Origin of the sequence: Pseudomonas sp. G34 (assembly GCF_031119625.1) — a bacterium.
Taxonomy (GTDB): Bacteria; Pseudomonadota; Gammaproteobacteria; order Pseudomonadales; family Pseudomonadaceae; genus Aquipseudomonas.
On record NZ_JAVHZV010000005.1, the window covers coordinates 1 to 18,581 of the forward strand.

The window sequence follows — 18,581 nt, forward strand, 5'->3', positions numbered from 1 at the left end:
ATCACCACCATCAGCACCAGGCCGAGCAGCAGGCCCGGTACCACACCGGCCATGAACAGCTTGCCCACCGAGGTTTCGGTCGCGGTGGCATAGACCACCATGACGATCGACGGCGGAATCAGGATGCCCAGGGTACCGGCGTTACAGACGATGCCGGCGGCGAAGTCCTGCTTGTAGCCCGAACGCACCATGCCGGCGATGACGATCGAACCGACCGCGGCCACCGTGGCCGGCGACGAGCCGCTCAGCGCGGCGAACAGCATGCACGCCATGATCGCGGCGATGGCCAGGCCACCCTTGATGTGGCCGACGCAGGCGTTGGCGAAATCGATCAGGCGCCGGGCCACGCCGCCGCTGGTCATGAACGCACCGGACAGCAGGAAGAACGGAATCGCCAGCAGCGTGTAGTGCTCGCTGGTCTCGAACAGCTTGATCGCCAGCGAACGCACCGAGTCGTTGCTGAAGAACAGGATGGTCATGGCCCCGGACAAGCCCAGGGAAATCGCCACCGGAATGCCGACGAACATCAGCACGAACAGGGCGATGAAAAGGAAGGCAATGGTCATGCGCGTGTCTCCGCCTTGTCGGTTTCAGCCAGTTTCACGGCATCGTCCACTTCGCTGTGCAGGCCCAGGCCTTGTTGCTTGCCTTGCAGCACGCGAATGAAGATTTCCAGGAAACGCAGGAACATCAGGGCGAAGCCGATCGGCACGATCATCACGATATGCCACTGGCGAACGCCGAAGCGGTCCAGGTCCTCGGCACCGGTGCCGACGCTGTACAGCACGGCGACCCACTGCTCGCTGGAGTACGCCATCAGCGCGCAGTAGCCCAGGCAGATGAGCAGCGCGAGGATGGCCATCAGGCGCTGGTTGGCGGGGCTGAACTGGCGCACCAGCAGGTCGACGCCGATGTGCGCGCCGATGCGCACACCCCAGGCCAGGCCGACGAAGATCAGCCAGCCGAACATGGCCTTGGTCAGGGCCACGCTCCAGGTCATTTCCTGGGCGACGTAGAGGATGGCGTCGCCGATGGCGAACATCGCATCGTTGGCGAAGGGCAACGAGTCCCCCAGGGAATAGAAAACCCCGTAGATGTTGTTGAATACCACGTACGAGAAGGTCACCAGGGTCATGCCTGCGAGCAGGAATGCCACGAGAAACTCTTCCAGGTTATTCCAGACACGAGCGACAGCGCGCATGGGAATCTCTCCGTCAGTAGAGCGGTCGCAAAGCGACGTAAGGGACAGCGACACCGGGGGCCGCGCAGCCAGGCTGCGGCCCTGAACATCAGAGGTCGGGAAAGCGTGCGACGCCGCCTGAGCGGCGGCGTCGCCAGTGGCCCCGAATGGGGGCCGGGTCAGCCTTAGTTGGCCTGGTTGGAGGCTTCGGCAGCCTTGATCAGGTCAGCACCGATCTCGCCTTCGAACTTCTTCCACACCGGACGCATGGCTTCGCGCCACTCTTCACGCTGCTCGGGCGTCAGGGTGACGATTTCGGTGGTGCCGGCATCGATGATGCGCTGCTTGTCCTTGGCATTCAGTTCGCCAGCCTGCTTGTTCACCTCGGTGGTGACCTCGGCCAGGATGCTGGTCAGCTCGGTGCGGATGTCTTCCGGCAGGCCTTCCCAGAACTTGGTGTTGGTGATCACCATGTAATCCAGCACGCCATGGTCGGATTCGGTGATGAACTTCTGCACTTCGTGCATCTTCTGGCTGTAGATGTTCGAGTAGGGGTTCTCGGCACCGTTGACCACGCCGGTCTGCAGGCCTTGGTAGACCTCGGCGAAACTCATCTTGCGCGGTGCGGCGCGCAGGGCCTTGAATTGCTCATCCAGTACGGCGGAAGCCTGTACGCGGAATTTCAGGCCACGGGCGTCTTTCGGCTCGACCAGCTTCTTGTTGGCCGACAGCTGCTTCATGCCGTTGTGCCAGTAACCCAGGCCGGTGATGCCCTTGCTTTCCATGCTGGTCAGCAGCGCCTTGCCTTCAGGGCTTTGCTGGAAGCGGTCAACGGCATTGATGTCGTTGAACAGGAACGGCAGGTCGAAGATCTGGATTTGCTTGGTGTAATGCTCGAACTTGGCCAGCGACGGCGCGATGATCTGCACGTCACCGAGCAGCAGCGCTTCCATTTCCTTGCCATCGCCGAACAGCGAGGAGTTCGGGTAGACCTGTACGGTTACCTTGCCCGGCAGGCGCTCTTCGACGAGCTTCTTGAACAGTACGGCACCCTGGCCTTTCGGCGTGTGCTCGGCCACGACGTGGGAAAACTTGATGGTGATCGGATCGGCGGCCTGGGCCAGGCCGGCGATGCTCAGCGACAGGGCGCAAGCCAGTGCCTTGGCAGTGAATTTGAACATGCGATGCTTCCTCTTGTTGTTGGATATCGGGCTGGGCGCCGAGGCGCAAAACGAGCGAACAAGAGCAAGTCGAGGGTTGCCGCTTGTGCGGCAGGATCGGTTGGCAGCGATTTGACCTGGACTTGTACTTGTTTTTCGCTTGATGAGCAGTAGAGCAAGCGTTGTGCCAGCTTGCGACAAATTTACGCAGTTCAGTTTTGCGTGGCGCGCAAAGCCTGATGCCCCAAGGCCCGGTCAATTTTGCCGAGAATGCGCCGCTGCCATTACAGCCTGAACGCGGGCAAGGCTTGGGCTGACCCTGCCAGCTGATCGGCAAGATTCCGCTTATCTACTCGATGTCCTCTGGCGAGCTTCCGCCAGCGTCGGCGAAATTCAGGCCATGCTTGCGCAACTTGTCGTGCAGGGTCTTGCGCGGCAGGCCCAGGGCTTCGGCAAGGCTGCGCAGGGAATTGTGGCTGCGGGTCAGCTCGGCAGCGATCAGGGCGCGCTCGAAGGCCTCGACCTGCTCGCTGAGGCTGCCGGCCAGCGGTGCATTGTGCAACTGGCTGTCGACGCTCAGTTCCAGGCCCAGCTCCAGCCCGAGGGCGAAGCGCTCGCCGGCGTTCTGCAATTCGCGCACGTTACCCGGCCAGGGGTGGCGCAGCAGCATGGCGCGCTGGCCGGGCTGCAATTCCCGTTGCGGCAGGCCGTGGCGGGCGCTGGCGGTATTGGCGAAGTGCTGGAACAGCACCAGGATATCCTCGCCACGTTCGCGCAATGGCGGAATGCGCAGCGGCGCGACGTTGAGGCGGTAATACAGGTCGGCGCGAAAGCGCCCCTGGTCGGCGGCGGTGCGCAGGTCTTCCTTGGTGGCGGCGATCACGCGGATATCCAGGGGGATCAGCTGGTTGCCGCCCAGGCGTTCGACCACCCGCTCCTGCAGCAGGCGCAGCAGTTTGACCTGCACGTCCAGGGTCATGCTCTCGATTTCGTCGAGGAACAGGGTGCCGCCATTGGCGAACTCGAACTTGCCGATACGCCGCTTCTGCGCGCCGGTAAAGGCGCCGGGCTCGTGGCCGAACAGCTCGCTTTCCACCACGGATTCAGCCAGGGCACCGGCGTTGATCGCCACGAAGGGGCCGTCGCGACGGCTCGACAGGTCGTGCAGGGCACGGGCGACGACCTCCTTGCCGGCGCCGGTTTCGCCGAGGATCAGCACATCGGTGCTGATCCCGGCCAGGGAGCCGATCTGCTCGCGCAGGCGCTGGATGGCCGGCGAATGGCCGACCAGGCGGCCGGACAGTTGCTGGCGGTCGGCCAGGGCCAGGCGCAGGCTGCGGTTGTCCAGCACCAGGCGGCGCAGGGCCAGGGCGCGGCGCACGCTTTCCAGCAGGTCTTCGCTGGCGAAGGGCTTTTCCAGAAAGTCATAGGCGCCGGCGCGCATGGCCTGCACGGCCAGGGGCACGTCACCGTGGCCGGTGATCAACAGGACCGGCAGGTCGGGATCCTGTTCGTGCAGCTGCTTGAGCAGCTCCAGGCCGTCGACGCCGGGCATGCGGATATCGCTGACCACCACGCCCGGCCAGTCGCGCTCGATGCGTTCGGCGAGGCCCTTGGCATCGGCCAGGGTGGCGACCTTGAGGCCGGCCAGATCCAGGGTCTGGCTGAGGGCCTGGCGCAGGTGCGGGTCGTCGTCGATCAGCAGAACCTGAGTGTGGGCGTCGATGGTGCTCATACGGTGATGTCCTCGGGCGGCTGGATGTTCACGCCGTTTTCGGCGGTGCGCAGGCGCAGGATCAGGTGCGCGCCGCCTTGGGGGTGGTTGGCGAACAGCAATTCGCCGCCCAGGGCGCGCATCAGGGTGTCACAGATCGCCAGGCCCAGGCCGAGGCCCTGGGCGCTGGTCTTGGTGGTGAAGAAAGGTTCGCGGGCGTGGGCCAGGGCGCTTTCCGAAAAGCCGGGGCCATTGTCGCGCAGGTGCAGCTCGAGCTGGTCGCCGCGCAGCTCCGTGCTGATCCAGATACGTCGTGGTTGCGGGCGCTCGCCCAGGGCGTCCAGGGCATTGGCCAGCAGGTTGCTGAGCACCTGGCGCAGGCGCGTTTCGCCGGCCTGCACCCACAGCGTGGCGTCGGGCAGGTCGCGAATCAGCTCGACGTCCATGGCCCGCCGGCGTTTGGCCAGCAGCGCCAGGGCGTCGTCGATGGCCGGTTGCAGGGCCACGCTTTCCGGCGCATGGCGGTCGCGGCGGGCGAAGGCGCGCAGGTGGGCGATGATCGAGGCCATGCGCTCGGTGAGCTGGCTGATCAGCTTGAGGTTGCCGCGGGCGTCCTCGGTGCGCTGGTGGTCGAGCAGCACGCCGGCGTTTTCCGCGTAGCTGCGGATGGCCGCCAGGGGCTGATTGAGCTCATGGCTGATGCTCGCGCTCATGGTGCCCAGGGCGGTGAGCTTGCTGGCCTGGACCAGTTCGTCCTGGGCCTGCACCAGCTCCTGCTGGGCCTGTTCACGCTCCAGCACCTCCTCCTTGAGGCGGCTGTTCAGGCGTTCCAGATCCTGGGTGCGCTCCTGCACGCGCTGCTCCAGTTCCTGACGGGCGCGGGTGCTCAGGGCGATGCGGTCGAGGTAATGGCGGCGGCGCTGCATCAGCAGGCCGAGCAGCAGAATCAGTACCAGCAGGGCGCCACCGCCGATGGCCACCACCGTGCGCACCGAGCGGTCGAGCACCACCCGCGGGGCGAGAATGCTCACGCTCCAGCCTGTCTCGTCGAGCACCCGGCTCTGGGTCAGCCAGACCTCGGGATCGAGCTGCAGGGGCGGTGGCGCCTGGGTCGGGTAGGGCTGGATGGCGGCGATCGAGGCGCGTTCGGCCTTGTCCAGCGGGCGGCTGGCGTGAAACCGCCAATCCGGGCGCGAGGTGAGGATCACCACGCCATTGCCGTCGGTCACCAGCAGCTGCTCCGGGGTGTTGCCCCACAGGCTTTCGGTGTGGTCGAGGTCGACCTTGATGACCATCACGCCGATCTTCTGGTCGCCGTCGTAGACCGCCGAGGCGAAGTAGTAGCCACGCTTGCCGGAGGTGGTGCCAAGGCCGAAGAAGCGCCCCAGGCGGCCGGCCAGGGCCTCCTGGAAATACGGCCGGAAGGCGAAGTTGCCACGCACGAAGGTGTCCTGCTGATCCCAGTTGGAGGCGGCCAGGGTTTCGCCCTTGGGGTTCATCAGGTAGATGACGTCGGCGCCGGTCTGCTGGCGTACCCGCTTGAGCAACTGGTTGGCCGCCGCCTGGGCGGTTTCGTCGCCCGGGGTGGCCAGCACGGTGCGCAGGCCGGGCAGGTCGCCGAGAATCGGCGGTAGCACTTCATAGCGGCGCAGGGTGCCCAGCAGGTTGGCCACGTACAGGTCGAGGGTCTGGCGGTTCTGTTCGGTCAGCTCGGTGCGGTAATAGCGTTCGGCGACGTAGTGCAGGGGCCACAGCAGCGGCGCCAGTAACAGGGCCAGCAGGGCCAGGCTGCGCCAGCGAGGGCGTTTGGGAATGGTGCTGGGAATCGAGTTCATGAAGTCGGCGCCGGAAAGACCGGGGCATTATGAGCGCATTAGCTTTCAGCCTGGTAGCTCTGGTCAAACCTGGCGCCACCCAGGAAGCCCCTGGGTAGCGCTGCGCTCAACCCAGGCTACGGGGCGGCGTTAGCGCGGGTTACTGAGGCATTCCAGCAGGCCATCCTGCCACTCCGGCAGGCTTACGCCCCAGTCACGCTCCAGGCGCGTACAGTCCAGGCGTGAGTTGAGCGGGCGCTGGGCGGGCGTCGGGTACTCGCTGGTGGCGATGGGCTTCAGTGCGGCGACGGATCTGCCTTGTGCCAGCAACTGCGCAGCGATGGCTTCGGCAAAGCCGAACCAGGAGGTCTCGCCGCGGGCGCTGAAGTGATAGACGCCCCAGGCCGTGGTTTGCTGCCGTTGCCAGCGCTCGATCAACTGCGTGGTCGCGGCGGCGATGCTGCCGGCCCAGGTCGGCGCGCCGATCTGGTCGGCCACCACGCTGAGCTGCTCGCGCTCCTGCAGCAGGCGCTGCATGGTCAGCAGGAAATTGCGCCCGTGCAGCGAATACACCCAGCTGGTGCGCAGGATCAGGTGTTTGCCACCCACTGCCGCAATGGCCTGCTCGCCTGCCAGCTTGCTGTGGCCATAGACGCCGAGCGGGTTGGGCGCATCGTCCTCGTCATAGGCAGTGGTTTTGCTGCCGTCGAACACGTAGTCGGTGGAGTAGTGGATCAGCGGTACGTCGAGCGCCGCGGCTTCTTCGGCAAGTATGCCGGGGGCCACGGCATTGATGGCGAAGGCGGCTTCCGGCTCGCTTTCGGCGGCATCGACTGCCGTGTGCGCGGCGGCGTTGATGATCAGTTGCGGGCGCAGATGGCGCACCGCCTCGCGCAAACGCGCGGTGTCGGCGAGGTCGAGTTGCTCGCGACCGAGCACGATCAGCTCATACTGCTTGCTGAGCAGCAGCTGCAGCTCACGGCTGACCTGGCCGTGCTGGCCGAGCAGAAGGATCCTCATGGAAACAGCTCGGCGTCGTCGAAGAATGCGCCCTGCTGATCCTTGGCGGAAAGCCTGGGCTCGCCTTGCAGGTGCCAATCGATGGCCAGCTTGGGGTCGTCCCAGCGGATGCAGCGCTCATGGGCCGGGGCGTAGTAGTCGGTGGTCTTGTAGAGGAATTCGGCGAACTCGCTGAGCACCACGAAACCATGGGCAAAGCCTTCGGGTACCCACATCTGCCGTTTGTTGTCGGCAGAAAGATGGGCGCCAACCCACTGGCCAAAGGTCGCCGATTGGCGGCGCAGGTCCACGGCGACGTCATACACCTCGCCAGCCGAGACGCGCACCAGTTTGCCCTGGGCCTGTTGCACCTGATAGTGCAAGCCGCGCAGCACGCCACGTTGCGAGCGCGAGTGGTTGTCCTGGACGAAGTTCGGGTTGAGGCCGGTGGCTTCGCTGAAGGCGCGGGCGTTGAAGCTTTCGAAAAAGAAGCCACGCTCGTCGCCGAACACCTTGGGTTCGAGTATCAATACGTCGGGGATGGCGGTTTGAATGATGAGCATCAGTTGTCCTCGGCCAGGCTGAACAGGTACTGGCCATAACCGGTCTTGCCGAACGCCTTGGCCTGGCGCAGCAGGCATTCGCGGTCGATCCAGCCCTGCCCATAGGCGATCTCTTCCAGGCAGGCGACCTTCAGACCCTGGCGGTGTTCGATGGTTTGCACGTACTGCGAGGCTTCCAGCAGGCTGTCGTGGGTGCCGGTGTCGAGCCAGGCGAAGCCGCGACCGAAGCGCTCCACGCGCAGATCGCCGCGCTGCAGGTAGGCATTGTTGACGTCGGTGATTTCCAGCTCGCCGCGTGGCGAAGGTTTGACCGCCTTGGCGATCTCGATCACGTCGTTGTCGTAGAAGTACAGGCCGGTGACCGCATAGCTGGAGCGCGGCTGGGCCGGTTTTTCCTCGATGGAAATCGCCTGCCCCCCTGCATCGAACTCCACCACGCCGAAGCGCTCGGGGTCGCGAACCCAGTAACCGAATACCGTGGCGCCCTGGTCCGCAGCGGCCGCGCGCAGCAGTTTTTCGGTGAAGTGCTGACCATGGAAGATGTTGTCACCGAGGATCAGGCACACCGGATCATCGCCGATGAACTGCTCGCCAATGATGAAGGCGCGGGCCAGGCCGTCCGGCTCGGGCTGTTCGGCGTAGCTCAGTTGCAGGCCGAATTGGCTGCCATCACCGAGCAGCTTCTGGAACTGCGGCAGGTCGTGGGGCGTGGAGATGATCAGGATCTCGCGGATACCGGCGAGCATCAGCACCGACAGCGGGTAGTAGATCATCGGTTTGTCGTAGATCGGCAGCAGCTGCTTGGACAGGCCCAGGGTGATCGGGTGCAGGCGGGTACCGGAGCCTCCAGCGAGAATGATGCCTTTCATGCTTGTTGCTCCTTGGGCGCGCCGAGTCGCTCGCGCTGATAGCTGCCGTCCTGTACGCGGCGACACCAGTCGAGGTTGTCCAGGTACCAACGTACGGTCTTGCGCAGGCCGCTGGGGAAGGTTTCTGCCGGCGTCCAGCCCAGTTCGCGTGCGATCTTGCTGGCGTCGATGGCGTAGCGCAGGTCATGGCCGGGGCGGTCGCTGACGAAGGTGATCTGCTCGCGGTAGGAACCGGCCGCACGGGGTTGCAGCTCGTCGAGCAGGTCGCAGATGGCGTGCACCACGTCGAGGTTCTTCTGCTCGTTGTGGCCGCCGATGTTGTAGGTCTCGCCGATCTGGCCACGGGTCACCACCTGCAACAGGGCGCGGGCATGGTCTTCGACGAACAGCCAGTCGCGTACCTGCTGGCCGTTGCCATACACCGGCAGCGGCTTGCCATCCAGGGCGTTGAGGATCACCAGCGGGATCAGCTTCTCCGGGAAGTGATACGGGCCGTAGTTGTTCGAGCAGTTGGTCAGCAGCACCGGCAGCCCGTAGGTGCGTTGCCAGGCGCGTACCAGATGGTCGGAGGCGGCCTTGCTGGCCGAGTAGGGCGAGCTGGGGGCGTAGGGCGTGGTTTCGGTGAACAGGTCGTCGACGCCGTGCAGGTCGCCGTACACCTCGTCGGTGGAAATATGGTGGAAGCGGAACGCCTGGTGACGGGGCTCGTCCAGCTTCGACCAGTAGGCGCGGGTGGCTTCCAGCAGTGCATAGGTGCCGACGATATTGGTCTGGATAAACGCTGCCGGGCCGTCGATGGAGCGGTCGACGTGGGACTCGGCGGCCAGGTGCATGATGGCATCCGGCTGGAAGCTGCTCAGCGCCTCGCTTACCGCAGCCTGATCACCGATGTCGGCCTGCAGGAAGCGATAGCGCGGGTCGTTCTCGACCTGGCGCAGCGACTCCAGGTTGCCGGCGTAGGTCAGCTTGTCGAGGTTGAGCACCTCATGATCGGTGTCGTTGATCAGGTGACGGATCAGTGCTGAACCGATAAAGCCGGCGCCGCCGGTAACGAGAATGCGCATGTGAACAGTGCCCAGCCATTAAAAGAGTGAAGTATGCCCGCCCGAGCGCTTTTGCGTACAGCGCTCCAGCCCTGACGGGAATCCTCCAACGTCAGGGCTGGCAGCTTACAGCCGTGCGCTGGAAAAGGTGTCGCAGGCACTGACCTTGCCGGTTTCGAACCCGCTGGTAAACCAGTGCACACGCTGCGCCGAGGTGCCGTGGGTGAAGGAGTCCGGCACCACGTGGCCGCGCGCCTGTTGCTGCAGGCGATCGTCGCCGATGGCATTGGCTGCATTGAGGGCTTCTTCCAGGTCACCGGGTTCGAGCCAGTCGAGGCGCTGCTGGGCATGGTGCGCCCAGATGCCGGCCAGGCAGTCGGCCTGCAGTTCCTGGCGCACCAGCAGGCCGTTGGCACCTTCCAGGTTCTCGCCGCGCTGGCGCGCTGCATCGACCTTGGCGGAGACCCCCAGCAGGGTCTGCACATGGTGGCCGACCTCATGGGCGATCACGTAGGCCTGGGCGAAATCGCCGGCCGCGCCATAGCGCTGTTCCAGGTCACGGAAGAAGCTCAGGTCCAGATAGACCTGTTTGTCGCCCGGGCAGTAGAACGGGCCGACCGCCGAGTTGGCGAAACCGCAGGCGGAATTCACCCCGCCGTCGAACAGCACCAGCTTCGGATCCTGGTACTGGCGATTGTTGGTCTGGAAGATCGCGCGCCAGGTGTCTTCGGTATCGCCGAGTACCGCGCGCACGAACTCCGACTGCTCGTCGTTGGCAGCGGGGCGATCCGTCTGGGTCGTGGTGTAGCCGCCTTGGCCGGCGAGCTGGCCGAGAATCTGCAGTGGGTCCTGGCCCATCAGCAAGCCGACCACCACGACGATGGCGATGCCGCCGAGGCCCAGCCCGCGGCCGCCGCCAAAGCGCATGCCGCCACCGCCGCCGCGTGCATCCACCACGTTGTCACTGCGTCGTGCTCGTTTCCAGCGCATGGCGATATCCTTTCAATGGGGGCGAATCAGTTGCCCGGATAGCTACTGACCACGCTTTCGCCACCTTGTGCGTCCAATCCAATCACCTGATAGGCATCGCGAATGTCGCCGCGCTCCATGCCCGGCGAACCGGTGGGCATACCGGGGGCGGCGATGCCGAGCAGATCGGGGCGTTCGCGCAGTTTGAGAATGTCGGCGGCGGGCACATGACCTTCGACGAATTTGCCGTCGATCACCCCGGTGTGACAGGAGCCCAGGCGCTCAGGCACGCCGAGGCGCTGCTTGACGGCGTGCATGTCGGTCTCGACATGATCGTTGACCGTGAAGCCATTGGCCTGCAGGTGGCTGATCCAGCCTTTGCAGCAGCCGCAATTGGCATCACGGTGCACGTCGATGGTCAGTGGCTCGGCGGCCTGGGCGAAGCCGGCGAACAGGCCGGCGATGAGAAGCAGTGGGCGCATGCTGGAATCCTCGGTGGGTTTCGCGAGCATAGCGCCGCCAGCGGGTGTTTATCTATTCGATGGGCTCGTAGGGCAGGCCCACGTAGTTCTCGGCGATGCTGGTGCGGCCCGCCTCGGAGCCGACGAAGTAGTCCAGCTCGGTCTGGCGCATGCGCGCGGTGAAGGCGTCGGTATCCGGGAAGTTGTGCAGCAGGCCGGTCATCCACCAGGAGAAACGCTCGGCCTTCCAGACCCGCCGCAGGCAGATCGCCGAGTAGCGCTCCAGCAGGTCAGTGCGGCCCTCGCGGTACACCTTGAGGAGGATGCGGTACAGGGTGCTGACGTCGCTGGCCGCCAGGTTGAGGCCCTTGGCGCCGGTCGGCGGCACGATATGGGCGGCGTCGCCGAGCAGGAACAGCTTGCCGTACTGCATCGGCTCGACCACGAAGCTGCGCAGCGGCGCGATGCTTTTCTCGATGGATGGGCCGGTGACCAGATTGGCCGCGGTATCGGCCGGCAGGCGCGCTTTCAGCTCATCCCAGAACCGCTCGTCGGCCCAGTCCTGCACCTGCTCGTCGAGGCCGACCTGCACGTAATAGCGGGTGCGCGTCGGCGAGCGCATGCTGCACAGGGCGAAGCCGCGTGGGTGGCTGGCGTAGATCAGCTCCTCGGCCACCGGTGGGGTGTCGGCCAGCACGCCAAGCCAACCGAACGGGTAGACCCGCTCGAACACCTGCAGGGTTTCGGCGGGGATCGATTGCCGGGACACGCCATGGTAGCCGTCGCAACCGGCGATGTAATCGCAATCCAGGCGGTGTGCCTGGCCATCTTTCTGGTAGGTGAGGTAAGGCGCGCCCTCCTTGAGGTCGTGCAGCTGTACATCGCTGACCTCGTAGTGGGTCACGCCGCCGCTCGCTGCGCGGGCCTCCATCAGGTCGCGGGTGACTTCGGTCTGGCCGTAGATCATCACCGTCTTGCCACCGGTCAGGCCCTTGAGGTCGATGCGCTCGCGGCGGCCGTCGAAGGCCAGCTCGAAGCCATCGTGCACCAGCCCTTCGCGGTCCATGCGCGCGCCGACACCGGCTTCGCGCAGCAGGTCGACCATGCCTTGCTCGAGTACGCCGGCGCGAATGCGGCCGAGCACGTAGTCGGGGTTCTGGCGTTCGAGAATCACGGTATCGACGCCGGCCTTGTGCAGCAGCTGGCCGAGCAGCAGGCCGGAGGGGCCGGCCCCGATAATGGCCACGGAAGTTTTCATGGGGGTGTCCTCGATATTGTTGTGTGGACCTTTGTGCTTGTATTTTTGATTGGCGTAGGCTGGCGGATAAGGCAAATTCACGTCGTTTACTTGGACTTTCATAAACTCCGTTCGCCTATCGGCCACTTTTTAGGAGTCGTCATGAGTCAGCAGCAGATCGGCGTACCGGTATTCAAGCTGTATGGCGATGCCCTGGAGTGGCCGACGCCGGACTTGCTGCACTGCGAGTCGATTCCCAAGCGCAGCCGCCTGCACGACTGGGTGATCGAGCCCCATCGCCACCCGGACCTGCTGCAACTGCTGTACCTGCGCAGCGGCTGGGCGCTGATCGAGGTGGAGGGCGTGCAGTCGCGCATCGCCGATGCGGCGCTGCAGGTGCTGCCGCCGTTATGCGTGCACGGCTTCCAGTTTTCCGATGACGTGGACGGCTACGTGCTGACCCTGGCGGCGCCGCTGGTGGCGCAACTGGAGGCCCATCTGGGCGCCCAGCACCCGGTGTTCAGCGCGCCGGCGCTGTACCCGGTGGGTGATGACCAGGGCTATCTGGATACCCTGTTCGATGCCATCGACCGCGAGTACGGGCAGAGCGCACCGGCCCGCAACCTGCTGCTGCAGTCCTTGGTCGGTGTGCTCGCCGTGTGGCTGGGCCGCCAGGTGCTGGGGCGCCAGGCCGCCGACCGGCCGGTGCGCGGCGAGCAGCATCTGGCGGCGTTCAATCGCCTGGTCGAGCAGCATTTTCGCGAGCAGCTGTCGGTCGAGGAATACGCCCGGCGCCTGGGCATCACCACCGCGCACCTCAACACCATGACCCGCCGCTACGCCGGGCAGAGCGCCCAGGCTCTGGTGCATCAGCGCCAGTTGCTGGAGGCCAAGCGCCTGCTGGTATATTCGTCGATGACCCTCAGCCAGATCGCCGATGCGCTGCAATTTTCCGAGCCGGCGTATTTCTCGCGTTTCTTCAAGCGCCTGACCGGCCAGACGCCCAGTGCCTTTCGGCAGCAGCGCTGACTGGCCTATGCTCTGCCCATGAGCCAGGAGGACTGCGCCATGCTTTACGCTCGTATCTATCTCGTCCTGCAAGTGTTGCTGCTCGCCGGTTTCGGCATCGCCTATTTTCTGCGGCCGCAGGAAATGGGCGCGGTCAGCGGCATGCTGCTGATGGAGTCCGCCGCGGTGACCGATGTGCGCGCCTTTTACGGTGCGCTGCAGATCGGCCTGGCGGTGTTCCTTGGCCTGGCGCTGGCGCGGCATGAGCTGACCCGGCCGGCCCTGACGCTGCTGCTGGTGCTCTACAGCAGCCTGGCGCTGGGGCGCATCGCCGGCCTGTGGCTGGATGGCGGCGCGCAGCAGACCTTCAACCTGTGGGCGATCCTCTTCGAGGTGGTGTCCGCGGGGCTCGCCGCTTGGGCGCTGCGCCGCTGGCCAGCGGTATGATGGGGCGCTTCAGAAAGGCGGCGAGGGCGTGATGTACAAATCCGGACAGCGGGTACTGGCGGCGTTGCGGCAGATGATCGCCTCGGGCGAGCTGGCGGCCGGCGAGCGGATCGCCGAGATCCCTACCGCCGAGCGGCTGCAGGTGTCGCGCACGCCGATCCGCATCGCCTTTCGTACCCTCGAGCAGGAAGGCCTGCTGTGCAAGGCGCCGGGCCGTGGCTACACGGTGCGCGCGGTGACCGATGCGGATATCGCCGGCGCGGTCGAGGTTCGTGGTGTGCTCGAGGGGCTGGCCGCACGCCAGGCCGCCGAGCGTGGGCTGTCCGATGGGATTCGCAGTCGCCTGCACGCCTGCCTGGTGGAAGGCGATCGGCTGTTCGACAAGGGCCATGTGGTGATGGAGGAGCTGGAGATCTACCACGACCTCAACAAGCGCTTTCACCAGGCGATCATCGAGGCCAGCGGCAACAGTGCCATTGCCGTGGCGCTGTCGCGCAACGATCACCTGCCATTCGCCTCGGTCAGCTCCCTGGCCGTGGACGGCAACGACATGCCCCGCGAATACCGGCGCTTCAGCTTTGCCCATATGCAGCATCACGCCGTTTACGACGCGCTGATCAACGGCCAGGGCGCCCGCGCCGAAGGCATCATGCGTGAGCACGCCAATGCCACCCTGCGCTACGCCCGCGCCATGCAGGGCGACGCCGGCGAGGCGGCGCTGACCGTATTGCGCGATGGCTGAGGCGCAGATCCGTCGTGCACTCGACAGCGAGGCCGAGGCGATCAGTGGGCTTGTCGTGCAGACCCTGCGACTCAGCAATGCCCGGGACTACCCACCTGCAGTGATCGACCGGGTAGCCGCCAACTTCGACGCCGCCGCTGTGCGTGAGCTGATGGCCACGCGTGAGGTGTTCGTGGCGCTCGACGGCGCACGCGTAGTCGCTACCGCAAGCCTGGCAGGCGATGTGCTCAGGTCGGTGTTCGTGCTGCCCGAAATGCAAGGCCGTGGCCTGGGCAAGGCGCTGATGAAGCACGTCGAAGGCGTCGCCCGTGCGGCTGGCGTCGGGCAGTTGCGGGTGCCCGCCTCGCTGACGGCAGTGCCGTTCTATACCGCGCTTGGCTATGCCGTGGTCCGCGAAGTGGTCGACGGGGACGAGCGCACCCTGGTGATGGCCCGCCAGCTGTAAGGCGCAGTTCGTAGGGTGGACGACGCTTCACCTACGCGGCCCGACCCGTCCACCGTTCTTCGATCGCAATGGTGGATGAAAAGAGCGTCATCCACCCTACTTAGCGGGCCATGCCCGCGAATCGTCAGGTGCATCCCGCCTATTACTCAGCGGGTGTAGGGTGGGCTTCAGCCCACCATTGCTGGCGGCAGGGATCAGATATCCAGCACCAGCCGCGCACTTTTCGCCCTTGAACAGCACGGCGTGAACTGATCATTGGCGGCCTGCTCGTCTTCGGTGAGGAACAGGTCGCGGTGATCCGGTTCGCCCTCCAGCACGCGGGTCAGGCAGGTGCCGCAGATGCCTTGCTCGCAGGACACCGGAATCTCCACGCCGATGTCGCGCAGCACTTCCACCACACTGACGCCTTCCGGCACCTGCAGCACCTCGCCGCTGCTGGCCAGCTGAATCTCGAAGCCGCTTTTCGGCTGGTCGTCGGCCTCGGCGCTGAAGTACTCGCGGTGCAGGTTGTCGCTGGCCCAGCCCAGGTCGCGGGCGCTGCCCAGCACGTGCTCCATGAAGCCGCCCGGGCCGCACACGTACAAGTGCGCGTGCGGGTCCGCCGGGCCGATCAGCGCCTTAGTGTCCGGGCGCTTGCCTGGCTCGCCGTCATCGAAGTGCAGGTGCACGCGGTCGGCGAACGGCGACTGGCGCAGGCGCTCGACGAACGCCGCCTGCTGCGCCGAGCGGGCGAAGTAGTGCAGGCTGAAATCGCCACCGGTATGGCTCAGGCGTTCGGCCATGCACAGGATCGGCGTGATACCGATACCGCCGGCCATCAGCAGATGGCGTTTGGCATCGTGCTGCAGGGGGAACAGATTGCGTGGCTCGCTGATGCTCAGCCGGGCGCCCGGCTGCAAACCATGCATGGCGATGGAGCCGCCGCGGGAGTCGGCGTTGCGCTGCACGGCGATCTGGTAACGGTGCCGCTCCTCGGGGTGATTGTACAGCGAGTACTGGCGGATCAGCCCGTCCGGCAGGTGCACATCGATATGCGCACCGGCGCTGAAGGCGGGCAGGGGTTCGCCATCTTCGCGGGCCAGCTCGAAGCCGAGAATGTCCTGGGCCTGCTGCTCGATGGATGTGACGATGACGTCGATCATGCGGGTGCTCTCGTAAAAGGCTTGCGCTCGCCGCACGGGCGGCGAGCGGTGCAGTCGATGAATCAGCCGACCTGGCGGACGTCGATTTTCTGGGCGGCGAGGGCCTGCTCTTCGGCAAGCAGGCGCTCGATGATCCGGCGTGACTGCACGCCGCCAGCGTCGATATTGAGCTTGAGCAACTGCCGTTCGGGCTGCCAGAGCAGGTTGCGCTGCTGGCGCTCGAGCATCTCCAGGTCTTCACTGAAAATCTTGCCCTGGCCTTCACGGATGCTGTCGGTCAGCGCCTGATCCTCGGGCTTGAAGCTGCGCGCCATGCCCCAGAAGTACCAGATCGAGGTGTCGCTTTCCGGGGTGATGAAGTCGACCACGATGCTCGCTGCCTTGACCTCGTCCGGCGCCTCGTAGCCACCGTGGCCGGCGTGGGCCACGCCGACTTCGATCATCACGTGGCTGGGCGGGTTGAAGCGGCAGATCTGCCAGCGATCCACCGGCACGTCGTCGGCCAGGCCATTACCGCGCAGCGCCATGCGCCAGAAGGGCGGGGCCATGATGTTTTCCATATGCCGGCTGGTGATCACTTCATCGCCTTCGACCTTGGTGACCGGCGGCGCTTCGTCGATCTCCTTCTGGCCGATGCTCGAGGCATGCACGTAGGTCTCGTGGGTCAGGTCCATCAGGTTGTCGATCATCAGGCGGTAATCGCAGTTGATGTGGAACAGCCCGCCGCCGTAGGCCCATTCGGGGTTTTCCGCCCATTCGAGGTGGTGGATGGTGGCGGGGTCGGCCAGCGCCTGGTCGCCCGTCCATACCCAGATGAAGCCGTAGCGCTCAACCGCGGCGAAGGCGCGGATGCCCGGGAAGCCACGCACGCGTTGGCCCGGCATGGCCACGGTCTTGCCTTCGCAGCCCATCTCCAGGCCGTGGTAGCCACAGATCAGGTTGCCGTTCTCGACATAACCGAGGGACAGCGGCGCGCCGCGGTGCGGGCAGAAATCCTCGAGGGCCACCACCTGCCCTTCGGCGCCGCGGTAGAAGACGATCTTTTCCCCGCAGATCTGCCGGCCCAGAGGCTTCTCGGCGATCTCGTCGGGTGTGCAGGCTACATACCAGGCATTTTTCGGGTACATGACGACCTCGGTTCTTGTTGGTGTTATTGGATCCAATGGTTGGTTTTTAATCAGGCTAATGTCAATGCCTGGGCTGGAAAATAGTTAACAAAATAAACTGTCCGATCAGCGAACATTATATTTGTCGGCGTCAGTGCAGGCGGACTCAGGCATTCAGCACGGCGGTCCGGATCGAGAGGCTTGGAAGGGCTGTGCCGCAACACCTGCATGGATTGAATATTGGATCCATTTCTGCAAGTTTGGCACCAGCTGTTCCCATAAAAACAATCAAGGATCTGCGTCGATGAAACCCGGTTTTTCGCTTTCGGCTGCCGACTGCGGCATGCCTCGCCCGTTTCCCTTCAAGGCTGTGGGAGGTGCGCGATGAGCGATCTCCGACAGGTCGTCGACCAGGGGCCGATGCGCGGCTTCCAGTGGGTCGCCATCGCCGTTTGTGTCGTGCTCAACATGATCGACGGCTTCGATGTGCTGGTGATGGCCTTCACGGCCTCTTCGGTGGCCGCCGACTGGTCGCTGGGCGGCGCTCAGTTGGGCATGCTGCTCAGTGCTGGTTTGCTCGGCATGGCAGCCGGCTCGCTGTTCATCGCGCCCTGGGCCGATCGCATCGGCCGGCGCCCACTGATCCTGCTGTGCCTGGTGATTTCCGGCAGCGGCATGCTGCTCTCGGCCCTCAGCCAGACGCCCACCCAGCTGGCCCTGCTGCGCGGCCTCACCGGCCTGGGCATTGGTGGCATTCTGGCCAGCAGCAACGTGATCGCCAGCGAATACGCCAGCAAGCGCTGGCGCGGCCTGGCGGTCAGCCTGCAATCCACCGGTTATGCCCTGGGCGCTACCTTCGGCGGTTTGCTGGCGGTGTGGCTGCTGTCGCACTGGGGCTGGCGTTCGGTGTTCTTCGCCGGCGGCCTGATGACCTTCGCGGCCATCGTGCCGGTGCTGCTGTGGTTGCCCGAGTCCCTGGACTTCCTGCTCTCCAGGCAGCCGGCCAAGGCGCTGGAGCGGGTCAACCGCCTGGCCGGCAAACTGGATCGGCCGAGCCTGGCCACGCTGCCGGCATTGCCGGTCGGTGGCCACGCCAGCAGTGGCGCCTTCGCGCGGCTGTTCGATGCCGAGCAGCGGCGCAGCACGCTGCTGATCTGGGTGCTGTTCTTCCTGGTGATGTTCGGCTTCTACTTCATCATGAGCTGGACGCCCAAGTTGCTCACCCAGTCCGGCCTGTCGGTGCAGCAGGGCGTCACCGGTGGGGTGCTGCTGAGCATCGGCGGCATCTTCGGCGCGACCTTGCTGGGCTTGTTGTCAGCGCGGTTTTCCCTGGTGCGGGTGCTGGCCGGCTTCATGCTGATCACCGCCGTGCTGCTGGTGGCGTTCACCAGTCTCGGTTCCTCGTTCAGTGCGGCACTGGGTATGGGCCTGCTGATCGGGTTGTTCTCCAATGGCTGCGTCGCCGGCTTGTATGCGCTGTCGCCGCTGATCTACGGCGCGTCGGTGCGGGCTACCGGGGTGGGCTGGGCGATTGGCATCGGGCGTGGCGGGGCGATTCTGTCGCCGACCGTGGCCGGTTTGATGCTCGATGACGGCTGGCAGCCACTGCAGCTGTACACCTGGTTCGCCCTGGTGTTCGTGGCCGCAGCGGTGCTGTTGCTGACCTTGCTGCCGGCGCAGAA

General features: G+C 65.2%; 18 protein-coding genes and 1 pseudogene. 5 read left to right on the forward strand and 14 right to left on the reverse strand.

Annotated features, from left to right (window positions below; all coding sequences use genetic code 11):
* From dctM to pobA, 12 genes and pseudogenes are all read right to left on the reverse strand, one after another.
* Positions 1 to 566: pseudogene (gene dctM / locus QYS36_RS03025) on the reverse strand (C4-dicarboxylate TRAP transporter large permease protein DctM); the annotation flags it as partial.
* Complete coding sequence (locus tag QYS36_RS03030) at positions 563 to 1,201, reverse strand: TRAP transporter small permease (protein ID WP_308838097.1); 639 nt, start codon at positions 1,199 to 1,201, stop codon at positions 563 to 565. The pseudogene dctM and the gene QYS36_RS03030, both read right to left, overlap by 4 nt.
* A gap of 164 nt (positions 1,202 to 1,365) precedes the next feature.
* Complete coding sequence (dctP, locus tag QYS36_RS03035) at positions 1,366 to 2,361, reverse strand: C4-dicarboxylate TRAP substrate-binding protein DctP (protein WP_308838098.1); 996 nt, start codon at positions 2,359 to 2,361, stop codon at positions 1,366 to 1,368.
* Positions 2,362 to 2,689: 328 nt separating this feature from the next.
* The gene (locus QYS36_RS03040) at positions 2,690 to 4,075 is read right to left on the reverse strand and encodes a sigma-54 dependent transcriptional regulator (protein WP_308838099.1); all 1,386 of its coding nucleotides are present in this window, start codon (positions 4,073 to 4,075) and stop codon (positions 2,690 to 2,692) included.
* Positions 4,072 to 5,889 (reverse strand): ATP-binding protein, encoded by a 1,818-nt coding sequence (locus tag QYS36_RS03045; protein WP_308838100.1) that lies wholly within the window; start codon positions 5,887 to 5,889, stop codon positions 4,072 to 4,074. The genes QYS36_RS03040 and QYS36_RS03045 overlap by 4 nt, the downstream gene beginning before the upstream one ends.
* A gap of 129 nt (positions 5,890 to 6,018) precedes the next feature.
* Positions 6,019 to 6,888: a dTDP-4-dehydrorhamnose reductase gene (rfbD, locus tag QYS36_RS03050; protein ID WP_308838101.1), complete on the reverse strand. Its 870-nt coding sequence runs from the start codon at positions 6,886 to 6,888 to the stop codon at positions 6,019 to 6,021.
* Entirely contained in the window at positions 6,885 to 7,430 is a 546-nt protein-coding gene (gene rfbC, locus QYS36_RS03055) for a dTDP-4-dehydrorhamnose 3,5-epimerase (protein ID WP_308838102.1), read from the reverse strand. The genes rfbD and rfbC overlap by 4 nt, the downstream gene beginning before the upstream one ends.
* Positions 7,430 to 8,299: a glucose-1-phosphate thymidylyltransferase RfbA gene (rfbA, locus tag QYS36_RS03060; RefSeq protein ID WP_308838103.1), complete on the reverse strand. Its 870-nt coding sequence runs from the start codon at positions 8,297 to 8,299 to the stop codon at positions 7,430 to 7,432. Before rfbA ends, rfbC begins: the two co-directional genes overlap by 1 nt.
* A complete protein-coding gene (gene rfbB, locus QYS36_RS03065; protein ID WP_308838104.1) occupies positions 8,296 to 9,363 on the reverse strand; it encodes a dTDP-glucose 4,6-dehydratase in 1,068 nt (355 codons plus the stop codon). The genes rfbA and rfbB overlap by 4 nt, the downstream gene beginning before the upstream one ends.
* A 105-nt stretch (positions 9,364 to 9,468) precedes the next feature.
* Complete coding sequence (locus tag QYS36_RS03070) at positions 9,469 to 10,332, reverse strand: neutral zinc metallopeptidase (protein ID WP_308838105.1); 864 nt, start codon at positions 10,330 to 10,332, stop codon at positions 9,469 to 9,471.
* Positions 10,333 to 10,358: 26 nt separating this feature from the next.
* Entirely contained in the window at positions 10,359 to 10,793 is a 435-nt protein-coding gene (locus tag QYS36_RS03075) for a DUF411 domain-containing protein (RefSeq protein ID WP_308838106.1), read from the reverse strand.
* 52 nt (positions 10,794 to 10,845) lie between these two features.
* Complete coding sequence (gene pobA, locus QYS36_RS03080) at positions 10,846 to 12,030, reverse strand: 4-hydroxybenzoate 3-monooxygenase (RefSeq protein WP_308838107.1); 1,185 nt, start codon at positions 12,028 to 12,030, stop codon at positions 10,846 to 10,848.
* Positions 12,031 to 12,171: 141 nt separating this feature from the next.
* Here pobA and QYS36_RS03085 point away from each other — a divergent pair, with 141 nt between their 5' ends.
* From QYS36_RS03085 to QYS36_RS03100, 4 genes are read left to right on the forward strand one after another with little or no spacing between them, the layout of a single operon-like run.
* A complete protein-coding gene (locus QYS36_RS03085) occupies positions 12,172 to 13,038 on the forward strand; it encodes a helix-turn-helix domain-containing protein (protein WP_308838108.1) in 867 nt (288 codons plus the stop codon).
* Between the two features lie 39 nt (positions 13,039 to 13,077).
* Positions 13,078 to 13,464: a DUF4345 domain-containing protein gene (locus QYS36_RS03090; RefSeq protein ID WP_308838109.1), complete on the forward strand. Its 387-nt coding sequence runs from the start codon at positions 13,078 to 13,080 to the stop codon at positions 13,462 to 13,464.
* Positions 13,465 to 13,495: 31 nt separating this feature from the next.
* Positions 13,496 to 14,206, forward strand: coding sequence for a GntR family transcriptional regulator (locus QYS36_RS03095; protein WP_308838110.1), 711 nt, complete (start codon positions 13,496 to 13,498; stop codon positions 14,204 to 14,206).
* Positions 14,199 to 14,651, forward strand: coding sequence for a GNAT family N-acetyltransferase (locus QYS36_RS03100; RefSeq protein WP_308838111.1), 453 nt, complete (start codon positions 14,199 to 14,201; stop codon positions 14,649 to 14,651). Before QYS36_RS03095 ends, QYS36_RS03100 begins: the two co-directional genes overlap by 8 nt.
* 194 nt (positions 14,652 to 14,845) lie before the next feature.
* On the opposite strand, the gene QYS36_RS03105 is transcribed toward QYS36_RS03100, so the two are convergent.
* Positions 14,846 to 15,793 (reverse strand): PDR/VanB family oxidoreductase, encoded by a 948-nt coding sequence (locus tag QYS36_RS03105; protein ID WP_308838112.1) that lies wholly within the window; start codon positions 15,791 to 15,793, stop codon positions 14,846 to 14,848.
* 62 nt (positions 15,794 to 15,855) lie between these two features.
* Positions 15,856 to 16,920 carry an aromatic ring-hydroxylating dioxygenase subunit alpha gene (locus tag QYS36_RS03110; RefSeq protein WP_308838113.1) on the reverse strand — a complete coding sequence of 355 codons (1,065 nt, stop codon included), beginning with the start codon at positions 16,918 to 16,920 and terminating at the stop codon, positions 15,856 to 15,858.
* 363 nt (positions 16,921 to 17,283) lie between these two features.
* On the opposite strand from QYS36_RS03110, the gene QYS36_RS03115 reads away from it, so the two are divergent.
* On the forward strand, positions 17,284 to 18,581 hold a 1,298-nt coding region (locus tag QYS36_RS03115; protein WP_308838114.1), incomplete at its 3' end, for an MFS transporter.